Source organism: Alteromonas sp. KUL49 (genome assembly GCF_006538345.1).
Classification (GTDB): Bacteria; Pseudomonadota; Gammaproteobacteria; order Enterobacterales; family Alteromonadaceae; genus Alteromonas.
The window spans coordinates 49199-62323 of sequence record NZ_BJKL01000010.1 but is presented as its reverse complement, the minus strand read 5'-3'; the positions used below and the strand labels follow the sequence as shown (position 1 = coordinate 62323).

Below are 13125 nucleotides of genomic sequence, written 5' to 3'. Positions count from 1 at the left end.
TCGAGTTCATTAAAACCCATTGAATTGATAAACAAAATGCAATCGTTCATACATGGGTATCTAATTTAATACCCATGCATAATCTTTCAGTATATTGAACACTTCACCAAGCAGTTACACCTCCATCTACTGCAATGGTTTGGCCGTTCATGTAACTATTGCCTGGAGACAAGAGTAGCATCATGGTATTCACCACTTCTTGAGGATCCGCCAAACGCTTCATGGGACTGCCCATGGCAAGTTGTTGTTGTGCTTCTGGTGTGTTGTAGCCGTCGACATTGAGAATGTTAGTGGGGCTGTAGAAGGGGCAAATAGCGTTGACTCTCACGTTTTTTCTTCCGTATTCGATAGCAGCGGTTCGGGTGATTCCTGACACCGCATGTTTGGCAGCTGCGTATGCGCCACCCTTGGGCGCTCCGCCGAGCCCGGCAAGAGAACTAACATTTAAAATGTGACCGCCTTTTTGTTTGAGCATGGCAGGGAGTTGGTACTTCATGCCAAACATGACACCTTTAACATTTACGCCAAATTGCTTGTCGATAATATCTTCGGTCATTTCGTGCACTGGTGCGGGGTTGTGTGCGACTCCTGCGTTGTTGACCGCTATGTCTAATTGCCCAAACGTATTAAGCGCCAATTCAACCAAGTTTCGGTTTAGTGACTCTTCAGCAATATCGCCTGCAAGGGCCACAGCTTCCGTGTGTTTTGATACAGATTTGCGGGTGTTTTCCAAGTTATCTTCGTTAATATCCGACAGTACTAAATTGGCACCTCGACTGGCTAAACCTTCTGCGAGCTTCAATCCAAAACCACTACCAGCGCCGGTAATAAGCACAGTTAAGTTTGAAAAATTTAACAATGGATCCATGACGAATATATCCTATAGATTGTGAGTTGATTGAATGAATTGAACGAGCAGTCTAGCGAGCTCTGGCCCTTTGTCTTCTTGCACAAAGTGGCCACCTTGTCTAATGGTGGTGTGCTTCATCCCGTGACAACCGGGAATGACCTTCTGCATTATTTTGTCGCCGCCCGCGGTAACAGGATCGCTATCACTAAAAACGGTGATAAAGGGCTTGTTAAAGTTTGCTAGCGCATCCCATGCCTTTCTATTTTCATGGGTCTGAGGGTCGTCCGGCGTAGCGGGGACCAATAGCGGAAACTGCCGAGCACCGGCTTTGTGATCTTCCGTTGGGAATGGCGCGTTATAGGCGGCAAGTGTTGTATCAGAGAGTGTTGAAACGGTCGCACCTTTGACGATACCAGCGGGTGGAAAAACGGGGACTTCTTGAGAAAAACGTCGCCACTTTAAAAAAGCTTCTGACGGCGTATGTTCACCGGTGGGCAATCCAGTATTCGACGCCATAACACCTGCAAACCGTTCAGGCAGTTCTGCTACCAGTCGCAAGCCAAGTAATCCGCCCCAATCTTGGCAAAACAAGGTGCAGGGCCCTTGCACCACTTGGTTAAACCAATCCTTTACCCAAATGAGATGCCTCGCGTAGGTGTAATCTTCTTTTCGAGAAGGTTTGTCGGAGCGTCCAAAGCCTATTAAATCAGGCACCAATACGTTATATCCTGCACTGGCGAGTATAGGCATCATGTATCGATACAGATAACCCCAAGTGGGCTCTCCGTGTAGCAGTAATACAGTATGACCGTCTTTTGGGCCTGTTTGGTAATAAGCCATGCGTAGTTCACTTTTCACCGTGTCGGTCACATTGACAAAATGCGGCGTATACGGGAAATCAGCAATCTTAGCAAAAGCGCTTTCTTCGGTTTTTAAGATTTTCATCAACTAGGCTCCATAGGCCAACTGGTGACCCTTCCTTTCAACTCACATTCGTGCGAGTTATTTTCGAACAAAGAAACTGTAAATCAGATGTTAACAAAACACTGGATTCGCTATCTGTCAAATGACGAAGAAGTCATGTTCTGCGTGTGCTGAAGGAGGATTACAGGATGTACAAGGGATAGACAGTAATATTAAAGTTTATGATGTATGTCTATAACACCAATAAACTTGGATGATTTACCCCCCTGAAATAACATCTGATTAACGTGATAACTAGGACACCCATATGAGTCAGATGGAAAACAATGCAGTGGTTTACGCCGTTAGCGAAGGCGTTGCCACATTAACAATGCAAAACGCACCCGTGAACGCGCTGTCGAGAGACGTACGCGTTGGGTTGATTAGCGGTATTGACAGTGCCTTAGCTGACGAGGCAGTGCAGGCAGTTGTGATAACGTCCTCATTGGCGCTGTTCTCAGGCGGGGCTGATATCAGCGAGTTCTCGGGTGGAGACCTTTCTCCCATGCTTCCAGAGGTGTTGGATAAAATTGAAAACGCCTACAAGCCTGTAATCGCAGTATTGCCCGGACCTGCTTTTGGTGGTGGATTAGAAGTAGCACTAGCGTGCCATCATCGTATAACTTTTGCACAGAACAAGGTCGGGCTGCCTGAAGTGAATCTTGGTATTTTACCGGGTGCAGGCGGCACACAGCGTCTACCGCGCTTAGCCGACGTACAAACAGCCTTGACTATGATAGCCACTGGTAGACCCACATCTGTGGTTAAGCTTCCTGGGGTGTTTGATAAAATTTCAGACAAGCCAGAATATCTACTCGTGGATACTCAAGAGTACCTTTCGTCACTAACACCTGAAGCTGCAATCAAGCGCACGAGTGATATTGCGCTAGAACTTACCGATGAAATTAACGCTGTATTTGACGCCGTCATTGCTCAAACAAAAAAGCAGCACGCGGCTTTTTTGCGCCACTTAAATGTATTGAAGCAGTGAAAGGCGCTTATACCTTGCCATTTGTTGAAGGCCTCAAAAATGAGGGTGCACTGTTTATGGAGTGTATGCAGACGCCTCAAGCGAGAGCGCAACAACACTTCTTTTTTGCAGAGCGTGCAGCCGGACATGTGAATGACTTTGATAAATCCACGCCGGAGAGAGAAATCAATAAGGTGGCAATCATTGGTGCGGGTACGATGGGCGGTGGTATCGCGATGAACTTCGCTAACGCAGGCATTCCGGTGACCATGCTTGAGCTCAAAGAAGAAGCGCTTGAAAAAGGCTTAGCGATTATCCGCAAAAACTACGAGAACTCTGCGAAGAAGGGCAAATTAACGCAAGACCAAGTTGAGCAACGTATGGCGCTTCTCAGCGGCACTACAACCTATGACGACCTAGCTGATGTCGATTTAGTCATTGAAGCCGTATTCGAGAAGATGGAAGTCAAACAAGCGGTTTTCCAAGCCTTGGATAAGGTTTGTAAGCCGGGCGCAATTTTGGCGTCTAACACGTCGACACTTGATGTAAATGAAATCGCAGCAGCCACGTCTCGCCCGCAAGATGTGATAGGGCTGCATTTCTTCTCGCCAGCTAATGTGATGAAGCTCCTTGAGGTAGTGAAAGCAGAACAAACCGGCGCAGACGTGATTAAAACGTGTATGAAGCTCGCTAAGCGCATCAGAAAAGTCGCTGTGCTCGTTGGTGTTTGTTTTGGCTTTGTGGGTAATCGCATGATTGAACCTTATGGCCGCGAAGCAAATCGATTATTGCTAGAAGGGGCTAAGCCAGAACAAGTCGACCGCGTACTGACTGAGTTCGGTATGCCAATGGGGCCATTTACCATGGGAGATATGGCGGGCTTGGATATTGGCTACTACGTTCGTCAATCTCGCCAAGAATTCATCTCACATGATCCCGCCTATGGTGCCGTCGCTGATCGCCTAGTTGAAAAAGGGCGAAACGGTTTAAAAACTGGTCGAGGAGCTTATCTGTACGAAGCGGGAAGCCGAGTACCAATCCCAGATCCAGAAGTACTAGAAATCGCCAAGCAAGAGGCTGAACGCCTTGGTGTGCAGCAACGAGATAACATCAGTGATGAAGAGATATTGGTGCGTTGTTTATTCACTCTCATCAATGAGGGTGCCTGTATCCTTGAGGAAGGGATTGCGGCCAAGTCGAGCGATATTGACGTTATCTATGTGTATGGCTACGGCTTCCCTGTATATCGCGGTGGCCCAATGAAATATGCAGATGAAATTGGTTTAAGTACCTTGTTGGACAAGCTTTGTACATATCGCGACCAGCTAGGTGAATACGGTGAAATGTGGCTTCAGCCAAGTGACTTGTTAGTCAAGTTGGCAAAAAACGGAACCAGTTTCTCAGAGTTTAAGCATAAGGAATAACACATGCGTGATGCAGTCATTGTAAGTACAGCAAGAACACCTATAGGGCGAGCGTATAAGGGCGCGCTAAACAACCTACCTGCACCTTCATTGGGTGGTCACGCCATAGCGAATGCAGTTGCACGAGCAGGTATAGAAGCTGCCGCCGTTGACGATGTTGTCATGGGGGCGGCGCTGACACAAGGTTCTGGCGGAATGAACATTGGTCGTTTGGCGGGACTCTCAGGCGGCCTACCGGTAAGTGTCGCTGGAATGACCTTAGATCGTCAATGTAGCTCTGGCATGTATGCCATCGCAACAGCGGCAAAAAGCATTCAGACCGGTGAGGCTAACGTAATGGTGGCTGGCGGTTTGGATTCAATTTCATTGGTACAAAACAAGAACATGAATATGTTTCGTGCCGTAGACCCAGCACTTGTTGCCAAACATAAGTCTATTTACATGCCAATGCTTCAAACGGCTGAAGTAGTGGCTAGCCGCTACAACATCAGCCGCGATGTACAAGACGAATACGGCTACCAGAGTCAAATGCGTACGGCTGCAGCCCAAGAGGCAGGTAAATTTGACGACGAAATAGTGCCGATTACCGCCATGAAAGCTGTGGTTAACAAAGAGACAGGGGAAACCTCGGAGCAAGAAGTTACTTTGAGCAAAGATGAAGGGAACCGACCTGAGACTACTCTTGAGGGATTACAGGGTCTAAATCCGGTGATTGAGGGCGGATGCATAACGGCGGGCAATGCGAGTCAGTTATCTGATGGCGCCAGTGCGACCGTCATTATGGATGACGCGTCAGCAGGAAAAGGCGATGTTCAACCTCTGGGCATTTATCGTGGAATTGCTGTTGCAGGGTGCGAGCCTGACGAAATGGGTATTGGGCCTGTGTTCGCTGTACCCAAGTTACTCAAGCAGCATGGTTTAACTATGGATGACATAGGTTTGTGGGAACTTAATGAGGCTTTTGCCGTACAGGTGCTCTACTGCCGAGACAAGCTTGGTATCCCTGATGAATTGTTAAATGTCAATGGTGGTGCAATTTCAATTGGCCACCCTTACGGAATGAGCGGTGCTCGAATGGTTGGGCACGCACTCATTGAAGGTAAACGTCGTGGTGCGAAATATGTAGTTTGCACCATGTGTATTGGTGGCGGAATGGGCGCTGCTGGTCTATTTGAAGTGATATAGGTATTAGGTATGGAAGGTTATAAAGCTCCACAACGCGACGCAATGTTCGTAACTCACGAGTTATTAGATTATCAGTCGCACTATCAAAAACTAGGTTTTGACGAAGCATCGGAAGATTTGGTTACTGCTATATTTGCTGAGGCGGCTAAGTTTGCTGAAAATACATTGGCACCTATCAATGCCTCGGGTGACGAAGAAGGGTGTAAATGGGAAGATGGTGTAGTCACCACGCCAAAGGGCTTCAAAGAAGCTTATGCAACCTACGTCGAAGGTGGGTGGCCTAGCATGGCGCACCCAGAAGAAGTTGGTGGTCAAAATCTACCGTACTCTTTGGCGTCAATTATCGCCGAGTGGTTTTCAGCGGCTAACCATTCATGGGCTATGTATCCGGGCTTAAGTCAGGGGTGTATGGAAACCCTTAAAGCTCATGGTACCGAAGAGCAGCAAAATACATTTTTAGCGAAGCTTGTTAGCGGTGAGTGGACAGGCACCATGTGCTTAACCGAGTCTCACTGTGGTTCAGACTTAGGTATGCTGAAATGTCGTGCAGAGCCTCAAGAAGACGGAAGTTATAGCCTGACGGGGACAAAGATTTTCATCTCGGCAGGTGAGCACGATATGTCTGAAAATATTGTACATATTGTTCTTGCACGTTTACCTGATGCGCCGGAAGGTACAAAAGGTATCTCTTTGTTCGTGGTTCCCAAATTTAATGTGGGTCCTGATGGCGAGAAAGCCGATCGCAACGCGGTTCATTGCGGCAGCATCGAACACAAAATGGGCATCAAGGCGAGTGCAACTTGCGTGATCAATTTTGACGGTGCAAAAGGTTTCCTTATCGGTGAACCAAATCGCGGTCTAAACTGCATGTTTACCTTTATGAACACTGCACGCATAGGCACTGGTCTTGAAGGGCTTGCGGCTTCTGATGCGGCGTTCCAAGGTGCGCTACGTTACGCTAAAGATCGTATTCAGTTCCGCTCACTAACAGGTCGCAAAAACCCTGATGGTCCAGCCGACCCAATTATCGTTCACCCTGACGTCCGTAGAATGTTACTCACACAAAAAGCATTCGCAGAGGGTAACCGTGCACTCGCGGCCTACTGCATGCAGCTCGTAGACGTTACGCTTTACGGAACTGATGCAGCCGAAAAGCAATTAGCCGATGCAAAACTCGCTCTGTTAACGCCAATTGTAAAAGCCTTCCTTACTGAGACGGCACAAGAGAGCACCAGTTACGGCATGCAAGTATACGGTGGTCACGGCTTCATCAAAGAGTGGGGGATGGAGCAGTTAGCTCGTGATACGCGTATTTGTACCATGTATGAAGGAACAACGGGTATACAAGCGATTGACTTGTTAGGTCGTAAAATCATGGGCTCAAATGGTGAATTACTGGGCGTGTTTATCAAAGAAGTAGCGGAGTATTGTGCTTCACTTCGCGGCAATGCCCAGTTCAGCGCATGGACCAATGCGTTGGCATCGCACCTTGATGAATGGCAACAAATTACTATGGACATTGGTAAAGCCGCAGCGTCAAATCCTGATGAAATTGGCGCAGCATCAGTCGACTACCTAATGTACTCAGGCTATGTGACTGTAGCCTATTTCTGGCTGAAGATGGCAGTAAAAGCTCAAGAGCAATTAGATGCAGGAAGTACGGAAGTCGACTACTACAAGTCGAAAATTCAGACGACTGGATTCTACTTTGACCGTTTGTTAACACGTACACGTTCATTAGTGTCTGCGATGCAATCTGGCTCAGACAATCTAATGGGTATGACTGAGGCAATGTTCGCACAAGAGTAATGTTACTCAGGTGAGTGAATAAGGCATCAAGTGTTCGCTTGGTGCCTTTTTTATTACGAGGAAAAAGGCATACGTATGATTAATTCTCGGTTTATTGATGTGCAAGGCAGCAAAATACACTATTTGGAACGCCTTGGTGAAGGTCGTAATTTACCTTTAATTGTTCTCTTTCATGGGTTTCCTGAAAACGCCTATGCATGGGAAGCGTTAGTTCAAAAGCTACCTACAGATTTTAGGGTCGTAGCGCCAGATTTACCCGGTTATCATTTATCCTCTCCATTACCCTCACCTGAGGATTACCAGGTGCCCAATCTAATTGCTCGAATGGGGGCATTTATTGCTGCGGTAGCGAATGATAAACCGGTAGTTTTAGTTGGCCACGATTGGGGGGGAGCCATCGCATGGCCGTTAGCAGCGTTCATGCCTCAATTATTCTCTAAGCTCATTATTCTAAATGCCGCCCATCCAAGCACATTTACTCAAGCCCTGATAACGAGCTCACTACAACGTGAAAAAAGTCAGTATATTCATACATTAGTGTCCGACAACGCTGAGTCAGTATTGCGCACGTCGGATTTTAGTTTGTTCAAAAATATGTTGGGAAGCGATGTATTTGATACCAGTTACGGCAAAAGACTTCTTCAAGGGTGGGAGATGCCTAATCGGCTTGACGCCATGTTGAATTACTACCGTCAAATGCCGCAGCAAGTGCCGCTGGACAACCCTACCAAAGAACAGCTCGCCAATATTAAGATTCCGAACATACGGATTGATGTGCCAACCCTTGTACTTTGGGGCCGACAAGATGACGCATTTGATGAATGTATTTTGGAAGGGTTAGAAAACTACGTACCACAGCTTAATGTATATTATCACGATGATGCGACACATTGGGTCCACAGAGAGCAACCTGAATGGGTGGCAGAAAAAGTAGCTCGTTTTATCTTTGGGTGAGTATAAAGAAAAAGAGCAACCCGAAGGTTGCTCTTCAATGCAGATAGTTTTACTTACCTGCAACCATGTTGAAATGGAGTCACATGGCTATGTGAAATCGTTTTTAAAGGCGACCGTTTACTACTGCAGTAATAGCGTTGCCTTCTAAGCCTTGCTCAGCTACCCAAGCTAATAGTGTTTTACCGTCCGCTTCTGGTGCAGCCAGGTCACTCTTAGGCATTTTCTTTACAAGTAGAGAACCAACGTCAACTGCGTTTGCTAGCATAGCCGTGCGAATTAGGCTATTACCGCTGCAGGTAATACCTGAATAGTAGTCTTTCAATTTTAGGCGGTAATCTGATTCAACAGCACGCATTTTTTTACGTAGCTCGCCTTTATCGTCTGCTTGTACAATAGTACAAATGTTTGCTAGTGCTTCGTTAACGTTAGCTTGCGCCATTCCCGAGAAACCAAGAGCGGCAGCGATAATTAGTGAAGTTTTAACAATTTTCAACATGGTTAATTCCTCGTTTTTATGTTTAGTCGGTGTTTGTCTGTTCGGGTTTAATTAAACAAAAGAATCGCAAATTAAAAAATTGTAGGTGTGATACTTAGGTATTAAAAATAATAACGTTGGGAGGTAAAGGCGTAAGGTTTTAGTTGGTTGCTTTCCTCTAAAAGTCTTTTTAAAACATGAGGTTATTTTTTTAAAAAGACTTTGTTTCTTTAGTTCTTCTGAGGTTTTTTAAGTGGCGAAATCTGCCGTTAACACGGAGAAATTTCGTGATCAGCGACTATAAAGCGCGATCACCTGCTTCTATATCTACGTCGTTTATGCTGGCCTCTCTGCGTGCCATAAGTCCGTTTTCATCAAATTCCCACAATTCATTACCATAAGAACGATGCCACTGTCCTTCGCTATCATGCCACTCGTATTGAAACTTAACCGCAATTTTGTGTGTATCAAAACACCACAGTGTTTTGCGAAGCTTGTACTGTTGTTCCTTTTTCCACTTTTCGGTGAGAAATTGAACGATAGCATCTCGACCAGAAAAGAACTGATCGCGATTTCTCCATACACAATCTGGTGTATAGGCCAAAGCGACTTTTTCTGGCTCTTTGGTATTCCAAGCATCTTCGGCAGCTTGTACTTTTGCGGTTGCTGAGGCTAAGTCAAACGGTGGAATAGGGTGTTTCTTCATTGTGCTTCCTGTAAAAAATTATAATTGTTGATTGGCGAACTGTTCATTCCATGATTTTAAGCTCCGGACTGATAAGCGAGCTTTATGCCATTATTTGTTTGTCACGCGCTAGATGATTAATCTGCTAAAAATTCAGTGTTTTACCTTTATTCATATTCGAGTTGGCATAAAATTCTAACAATGATATTCAACGTAACGTCGATTTTTGCTGCACAATGTTCATGATTGTCTCACTATTTTTGAGCATGATTCAGGCTGTTCAAGCAAGAGCCATTGACTTAGTGTCTGTGTTTTTTACACCTTTTTAATATATGCTCGACAAGGTTTTATAAAACAGTATCTTACGTTATGGCTCGAATTTGGCTTGTCCAACTTACTTGGCGACAGGGAGTATTACGCTGAGTTGTGATGCCTGTGATAGGTCGACATGGAAGTTATGCTCACCGTTTTTCTCTAGAGAAAAACAGTCCTTTCTTCAACTCCGGTTGAACGACGTTGATGCAAAAACGCAGTTCTCATGCAGTACGACCTCTATCTATTGGCTGATGGAGTAATTTGTATTGGCATTCATGCTAACTACATATATCTGCAATTTTCTTTTTGATCATGAGAACAAAAATATGTTTAAGCGTTTATTAGTTTATTTAGTTTCCCTAGTATGTGTTTGCGCCCCGTTAAATGCCGCCCCAATATTCTTTGTTAATGATGTCAGTGGTTTTACATCTCAGGCAGGAGTATTGTCTTACGATAGTTTTGAATATCTGTCCCATAGTGAGTCTTCACCCATTGCTTTTAATGGTGGTGAATTTACGTGTGTTACAAATACTTACTGGCCATGTCCAAATTTTTTTGGCGCAGCGGATCTAGCTGCAGAAAGTGCCAGGCGAGGAGATGCCGATATAGCGGCCTATGACGGCGATGTTTCTCTAGGCTTTACTACTGACCAAACAGGTGTGTTTACCTTTGATTCGCCTGTTACTGCATTTTCAATTTTTATTGGAGGAGCAGGTAATATATTGGATGGCGGAGATCTAGTGAGTAATCTTATTACACTTGATATTTCGGTTAATGGGCAGACTAAAACGGTCTTGAGTGAATATGGAAATGTGTCCCCAACATTTCCCAGTAACACCAATTTTATTGGAGTGATAGACCTAGATGGGATTTCAAGTGTGTCGTTCTTCGGACTAAGCTCAGGTAGAGATGCCGTTTACCTTGATTATATGGGAATATCGTCAGGGGCTGTGACCGTTTCTGCGCCCACAAACTTGCTTGGTGTTCTCGGCTTACTATTGCTTGCTTTGTGCAATAAAAGAAGAGTGTGATTAGGCTGAAAGCAAAAAGGCAGCCCTTGGGCTGCCTTTTTACTGCAAGCAAGTGTGCTTGCTACCATGTTGAATCCGTTTCACATGGTTATGTGAAATTTGCTTTATAGGCGGCTGTTAACCACTGCTGTGATTGCATTGCCTTCTAGACCTTGTTCGCTCACCCATGCTAGAAGGGTCTTGCCGTCAGCTTCTGGTGCAGAAAGGTCACTCTTTGGCATCTTCTTAACCAGTAGAGAGCCAACATCTACTGCATTTGCCAACATGGCTGTACGAATAAGGCTGTTGCCGTTACAGCTGATGCCCGTGTAGTAGTCTTTTAGTTTAAGGCGGTAGTCTGATTCTACTGCACGCATTTTCTTGCGAAGTTCACCTTTGTCATCCGCTTGAACGATAGTACAAATATTAGCTAGTGCTTCGTTTACGTTTGCTTGTGCCATTCCTGAAAAGCCAAGAGCAGCTGCGATAACTAGAGAAGCTTTAACAATTTTCAACATGGTTAATTCCTCGATTTTTTATTTGGATTGTTTGCCTGTTCGGTATCTAGTAAACAAAAAATAATCAGTCGAAAAAATCTTCAAGTCGATACTTAGGTATATAAAATAATAACTAATCGGTGAGGGGATGGGCAGCGGAGGCGATTAGGTATAGATAAGGTACCCGATTTTAACGAGGCGGGTACCTAGGTCAATAATAACTGAGGATGTCGATTTATACCTTATGAAGGTTTGAAGTGACTCGCCACATCCATAATTTGCTCGCGCATCCACATATGGGCGTAGTCATTGTCAGCACTTACATGCCAGTACAAGAAATACTCCACCGGTGGTAAATCAAACGGCATTTCATATATCGACAAATCATAGTGCTTCGCTAAATGATAAGGGAGACATGCAATAAGATCTGACTTAACAATGGTACTTGGAACGGTGAGAAAGTGTTGACTGCGCATAACTTCTTTTCGGCGTTTACCCAGTTTGTCCAATGCAATGTCAATTGGGCCTGCACCTGATTTGCGCTGCGAAACGTTAATGTGTCCTAACCGCAAAAAGGTATCGAGGTCCAAACCATTTTTGAGTGCTGGATGATTCTTTCTTGCCATCACTACAAATCTATCTTGAGCAATTTTTTCTTTACACAAATGCGGGTCGGTAAAAGTAGACGCATCTGCAAAAAAATCTAAGCTTCCTGCAGCCATAGCTGAAACGACTTGGCTACGCTGAAGTTCATAGTTAGTTAGGCATATGTTGGGGGCGAGATTTTGAAGTTTTGACACCAGTCTTGGCATGATACTCACTTCTAGTAAATCTCGGCTTGCGAAGTTGAAAACCTTTTCCGCGGTTAATGGGTCGAAGGTGTGACTCTCTTGAACACTTCGCCGAAGCAGGGCTAGTGCCTGTCTGGCAGGCACAATAATATTTTGCGCCACCGGTGTAGGCGTCATGCTATGTCCCGTTCTTACGAAGAGGGGGTCGTTTAACATTTCTCTTAATCGTGCCAGAGAGTTACTCACTGCGGGTTGCGTTATACACAGTACGTCCGCGGCTTTGGTTAGACTACCTGCGGTGTAGATAGCATCAAATACGGCGAATAGATTTAAATCAATTCTATTGAGATTCATCCTGTTTCCTTGCTAATCACTTGCCTATGAATATTCCCACTGTCGAATGGGTAGCGTATCTATCTAAAAAAGTTAACCTTATTGTAACAACTTTCTTTATAAATACCTATTATTAAAAGTTAATTGAAATATTCAATACGTTGATAGTAGATTTTGGTGCAATCTTAACTAGTGGAATGATAAAAAATGAAGTCTCTACTTGAACTACAGCAAGGTGATGAGCTTGTTCAACCAGAATGGATGCAAGTTTCTCAGAGCGATATAAACCAATTTGCCGATGCCACTGGCGACCATCAATGGATTCATTTAGACAAGGAAAAGTGTGCAAAGGAAAGTCCATTCAAAACAACTATTGCCCATGGCTTTTTAACCGCATCCCTTATGCCTAAAGCGTTTTCTCAAGTGGTGGGTGCATCTGAACGCATTGCGTCTACGATAAACTACGGTATTGATATGCTGAGGTTTTTGTCACCTGTGAGTAGTGACGACAGTGTGAGATATAAGTTTACGGTTAAAGAAATAGCTCAGAAAAGTTCAGGGTTGCTTTATAAAGTTGAAGCGTCCTGTGAGATAAAGTCTTCGGGTGATCTTGCGCTTGTAGGTACATTTCTTATGCTCGCAGTCGTCACATCCTGAAGGTTGCAGCGTCTGTTTTTGAGGTAATAAATTTTCATGGTGATTAGTTCTTTTGTTTAACAGGTCGGACCATGTGTAAAATTAATGTGAACATATTATTCACAATAAATTTACAAAATGTGAAATGAGTCATACCATCAATGTGTAGGTTGATTTTTGGCCTTACACAACAACAATATAAATCGTCCAGCTTATCACTAACGGAAT

11 protein-coding genes and 1 pseudogene are annotated in these 13125 nt (G+C 44.7%); 6 read left to right on the top strand and 6 right to left on the bottom strand.

The genetic code is table 11. The annotated features are described in order from the left end of the window. Nucleotides 1-103: 103 nt before the first annotated feature. Nucleotides 104-868, bottom strand: coding sequence for an SDR family NAD(P)-dependent oxidoreductase (locus tag EYS00_RS16450; protein ID WP_130638563.1), 765 nt, complete (start codon nt 866-868; stop codon nt 104-106). A 12-nt stretch (nt 869-880) separates the two neighbouring features. Beyond that, on the bottom strand, nt 881-1795 hold the full coding sequence (locus EYS00_RS16445) for a haloalkane dehalogenase (RefSeq protein ID WP_130638561.1): 915 nt from the start codon (nt 1793-1795) through the stop codon (nt 881-883). Nucleotides 1796-2081: 286 nt separating this feature from the next. Between EYS00_RS16445 and EYS00_RS21215 the strand changes: the two are divergent. The 4 genes and pseudogenes from EYS00_RS21215 (at nt 2082) to EYS00_RS16425 (ending at nt 8155) form a co-directional block, all read left to right on the top strand. Next, a pseudogene (locus tag EYS00_RS21215) lies at nt 2082-4207 on the top strand (3-hydroxyacyl-CoA dehydrogenase NAD-binding domain-containing protein). A gap of 3 nt (nt 4208-4210) precedes the next feature. Further along, on the top strand, nt 4211-5392 hold the full coding sequence (locus tag EYS00_RS16435) for an acetyl-CoA C-acyltransferase (RefSeq protein ID WP_130638559.1): 1182 nt from the start codon (nt 4211-4213) through the stop codon (nt 5390-5392). A 9-nt stretch (nt 5393-5401) separates the two neighbouring features. Further along, nucleotides 5402-7201 (top strand): acyl-CoA dehydrogenase C-terminal domain-containing protein, encoded by a 1800-nt coding sequence (locus tag EYS00_RS16430; RefSeq protein ID WP_130638557.1) that lies wholly within the window; start codon nt 5402-5404, stop codon nt 7199-7201. Nucleotides 7202-7276: 75 nt separating this feature from the next. Beyond that, nucleotides 7277-8155 carry an alpha/beta fold hydrolase gene (locus tag EYS00_RS16425; protein WP_130638555.1) on the top strand — a complete coding sequence of 293 codons (879 nt, stop codon included), beginning with the start codon at nt 7277-7279 and terminating at the stop codon, nt 8153-8155. Between the two features lie 103 nt (nt 8156-8258). Here EYS00_RS16425 and EYS00_RS16420 read toward each other — a convergent pair whose 3' ends face one another. Both EYS00_RS16420 and EYS00_RS16415 read right to left on the bottom strand, forming a co-directional pair. Beyond that, the gene (locus EYS00_RS16420) at nt 8259-8651 is read right to left on the bottom strand and encodes a DUF3718 domain-containing protein (protein ID WP_130638553.1); all 393 of its coding nucleotides are present in this window, start codon (nt 8649-8651) and stop codon (nt 8259-8261) included. Between the two features lie 277 nt (nt 8652-8928). Then, a complete protein-coding gene (locus EYS00_RS16415) occupies nt 8929-9336 on the bottom strand; it encodes a nuclear transport factor 2 family protein (RefSeq protein ID WP_130638551.1) in 408 nt (135 codons plus the stop codon). 620 nt (nt 9337-9956) lie between these two features. On the opposite strand from EYS00_RS16415, the gene EYS00_RS16410 reads away from it, so the two are divergent. After that, a complete protein-coding gene (locus tag EYS00_RS16410; protein ID WP_130638549.1) occupies nt 9957-10661 on the top strand; it encodes a hypothetical protein in 705 nt (234 codons plus the stop codon). A 104-nt stretch (nt 10662-10765) separates the two neighbouring features. Here the strand turns inward: EYS00_RS16410 and EYS00_RS16405 are convergent, their stop codons facing one another. Together EYS00_RS16405 and EYS00_RS16400 are read right to left on the bottom strand one after the other, a co-directional pair. After that, the gene (locus tag EYS00_RS16405; protein ID WP_130638547.1) at nt 10766-11158 is read right to left on the bottom strand and encodes a DUF3718 domain-containing protein; all 393 of its coding nucleotides are present in this window, start codon (nt 11156-11158) and stop codon (nt 10766-10768) included. Between the two features lie 221 nt (nt 11159-11379). Beyond that, on the bottom strand, nt 11380-12282 hold the full coding sequence (locus EYS00_RS16400; protein ID WP_130638545.1) for a LysR family transcriptional regulator: 903 nt from the start codon (nt 12280-12282) through the stop codon (nt 11380-11382). A gap of 186 nt (nt 12283-12468) precedes the next feature. Here EYS00_RS16400 and EYS00_RS16395 point away from each other — a divergent pair, with 186 nt between their 5' ends. Continuing rightward, nucleotides 12469-12918 carry a MaoC/PaaZ C-terminal domain-containing protein gene (locus EYS00_RS16395; protein ID WP_130638543.1) on the top strand — a complete coding sequence of 150 codons (450 nt, stop codon included), beginning with the start codon at nt 12469-12471 and terminating at the stop codon, nt 12916-12918. The last annotated feature ends 207 nt before the right edge of the window (nt 12919-13125 follow it).